The following is a 3,351-nucleotide window of genomic DNA, read 5'->3' as shown; positions in this document are numbered from 1 at the left end:
GCTTGATGGCGTTGCGAGCCGGCTTGTCATGACTCACTCGGTTAGCTTCGTCGACCCGGACCAGATCAATCACCTCTCGGCCATATTTGGACACCACATGGAAAAGGTCGTAGACCACCCTCAAAAAGGTCTTTGCCAATGGCTTATCGAAGCTGCCAATACAGGCAGGTAAATGTCCTGATGGCCATTCCCGCGGCTATGCATCCCTGACAATTAGCTACGCGGAGCGGCCGACTCCGAGACAGCTAAATCGCGGGGTTTTCTTAGATCGCCTCTCAGCTATGGGCCAATCTCATTTAATAACCAGTTCACGTTTGATGTCTCTAGGAACGACATGACGACTTCGGAGGCCATGCTGCTTGCATCGCGGCACCCGCCTGAGTGGATCTACATCTACCACCCTGGCCGACCTGTGGTGGTTCGCTCCAATAGATCATGGCCTTGTGTTGACGGAGTCGCCCACTTTGAAGTGCCTCCCTGAGAATCGACGAGCCGGCCCTCGTCAGGTCTCGAGCAAAATGTGAGTAGAAAATACGTTTCAATTAATTACTCGTAAAAGATGTCGACTACGGCGCCTGCATTAAACTTGCCAGCGGTAGCTTTATTATTTAGTCATAGACGGTCTAGCAACTTTTCCAGTTAGCCCAGTCAGCTTGAATCACTGGTTGAATGGCACGTGGTATTAGTGCTCAAATTATGTAGCGTGATGGCTACTGATGGGTTATCGATTGGTACCAATTGCCCGTTGATGACGTTACCCTTTAACGGTAAAACGTGCATTGACCGTATAACGTGTTTCACATGAACGATCAAAATCAAGAGTGAAATTTTTGCTGCTGGCAACCTTGCCGCTCTGCACCATTGTGATGGGAGTACGGCCGAAATTCACCTTTTTGCGGGTGATTGTCAAGTTAGGCGCACATGGAACAAAACGAATGTTGTTTATATCGGTCACCACATAATTATTGTTGCTGTTTGGCCTTGTATTCAGATTGCCTGCACCATCGAGTTAAAATGCGCGGTAGCTGGAAATTTCTATAGAGCCGAGCTGGGAACGCTACCGAATTTTTCAATGAATACTTTGAGTTTCAAAGGGAATGCTGCCTTGTCCCAACCCTTGCAGTTCGCCCAATTATAGCCTTTCCAGGAGTACTCTCCTGTGTCCACCTTTCCGAAGCCTTGAGTAAGACTCTGATTTTATAGCGAATTCCGATTTGAATACCTTGCCCCGCAATGGCGTTCGCAGGGTTAAAATGGAAGTACACTCCATCCGAACTTCCCGCGGGGTAATCATCAATGCAGCGGATATTTATTTCTCTATCTTCGGACTCCCAGATGATTGTACCATTCGGCATATCCGCAGGAATGGCCAGGCTGGTACCCAGAGTCCCTGTAATTTGCGACGAGTTGGTGCCATTTTCTAAGCATTGCAATGCAAAGCTAGTGCAAGGGGTCGCCAGCAACGTCAGTTTCGTTAGGCACAGCAGTGGGGGGAGCAATCGCACCGAGAGCGTCCTCGGTTGAATGAACTCCCATGATGGGAGGTAAAAAAAATTTGGCTGTCAGAGTAATCCATAAAGATAAATTTTGGAGGCCTAGAGAATTCGGAAACGTAAACCAGATTAGAGATTGGTAAAGGTTATCACCAGCTTCTTACGCACATCATGGGGCGTCTGATTGACTAGGTGCCAGCCACGTGCTGTGCCCTGGCTCTAACGTAAGTGGTTTTTGGTCTCCATAGATTTGAAAGAACTTGAAGATTAAGAGGGTTCAGAAAATCTGCTACTAAATATTGCAACTGCTTTAAAGTAAGCTTAGATTTTCAGCTCTTTAGAATTTCGTTTGAATGCGAGTAGATAACATCCATCAGAATAGAACTGCGCTGGCTTAACAAAAGCGGTCTGTAGAGTTCCGTCAGCGTTGTTAACGCTTGTTGGGTGTTGAGTTTTTCTTTAAAATAATAAGAATAGAGCATTGGCAGTGAATAATGGTCGGAGTCTGGGGCTGGCTGCTCAAGAGTCTTGAGCAATTGGTTGTGCTGCCGCAGTAACTCGGGACTTCCAAATATGGAGCGTATGAACGATTTACACTCTCGAAAAGCATTGCTGCTGCGTATTATCACTCTCAGAATCGAAAGTATGGTTGTTAGAGTGGAGTGTAGTTCTACTTTTTTGAGGAGTGTTTTTTATTGTTGGTTTTGTGGGGGGGGGAATGATTAAGTACTCTGTCTGGTAGTGGCGTTAAAGATTGGGTGGCAAAAAGTTATGCAGTTTACTGGTAGTATAAGTCCATTGTTACGCCAGCATTGAATTTTCCACCGATAGGATTGTTTTTTAGCCATATTAAATCGGCTTCAAAATTATGAGTATGGATCTTCTCTTTCAAATCGGTCAATTTAAACCACTTACCAAAAGGTGCCTGAGTATTGCTCTGCAAGTTACGAATGCTAATACCAACTGAGGGGTTATCATTGGGTACCAATTTATCTTCAAGAATCTGGCCTTTAGAGGGGGTGAAACGCGCATTAACGGTGTATGGTGTGTCGCACCATCTGTTCAGGGCAACAGTGAAGCTCCTGCTGCCTACAACCTTGTTAATTTGAACCGCCTTAATGGAGATGCTACCGAAGTCCAGCGTTTCGGGAGTGATCTTTATGTCTGGCTCGCACGCTACAAAACGGATGTTGCTTAACCCGTTCACTACGTAATTGATGTTACTTTGTGGACGGGTGTTCAGTCCTTCGCGGCCATCGAGCTGAAAAACCCGATAATTACTAAGCGCTTGGATAGTGCCTGAGGTGGGTACCGCACCAAATTTTTGGACGAATACGGTAAACTTCAGTTGAATATTGGCTCCCCAATTTTCACAATTGTTAGATTTATCACAAATTTTTCCAGTTTGATACCCTGTACTGACAGCGCCACTGGTTTGCACAATTGTTTTATTATTAAATCGAATTCCGATTTGAATACCTTGTCCGATGTTTTTCTTTTCGGGATTTACATAAAAAAAGATATTTTCTGATGTCTTTATGTTGTAGTCATCGTTACAGACCACATCGACGGTTCTCTCTTCCGATTCCCAAATAATTGTGCCGTTCGGTGCATTTGCGGGAATGGCCAGTGGAGCGCCTATCGTTTCGACAATTTCTGTAGAGCCGTCTCTGCTTTTGCAGGAAAGGGCATAGCCGGTAGCGGGAAGCGCAGTTAGTAATAGCAGGAGTGGCGAAAGCAATTTTATAGCTACTGACATTTTTCAAGACTCGAACGATTTTTCCTCATCGTGGCTAGGTGCAAACCTTTTTGCTATCGGATAAGTCTGACAGCGACTAAAACGCGGATGCAAACCTCT

Annotated in this window: 1 protein-coding gene; it reads right to left on the bottom strand. The window is 45.4% G+C overall.

Annotated features, from left to right (window positions below):
• Positions 1 to 2,271 precede the first annotated feature (2,271 nt).
• Positions 2,272 to 3,252 (bottom strand): fimbrial protein, encoded by a 981-nt coding sequence (locus BLX41_RS05015; protein WP_123724007.1) that lies wholly within the window; start codon positions 3,250 to 3,252, stop codon positions 2,272 to 2,274.
• Positions 3,253 to 3,351: the final 99 nt, after the last annotated feature.

This window comes from Pseudomonas protegens (genome assembly GCF_003732485.1).
GTDB lineage: Bacteria > Pseudomonadota > Gammaproteobacteria > Pseudomonadales > Pseudomonadaceae > Aquipseudomonas > Aquipseudomonas protegens_B.
The sequence above is the reverse complement of the archived record's forward strand: the minus strand, read 5'-3'. Positions and strand labels throughout refer to the sequence as shown.

Excerpts from the sequence above, each read along its gene's own strand:
- BLX41_RS05015 (WP_123724007.1), bottom strand. The coding sequence starts at position 3,252 with ATGTCAGTAGCTATAAAATTGCTTTCGCCACTCCTGCTATTACTAACT.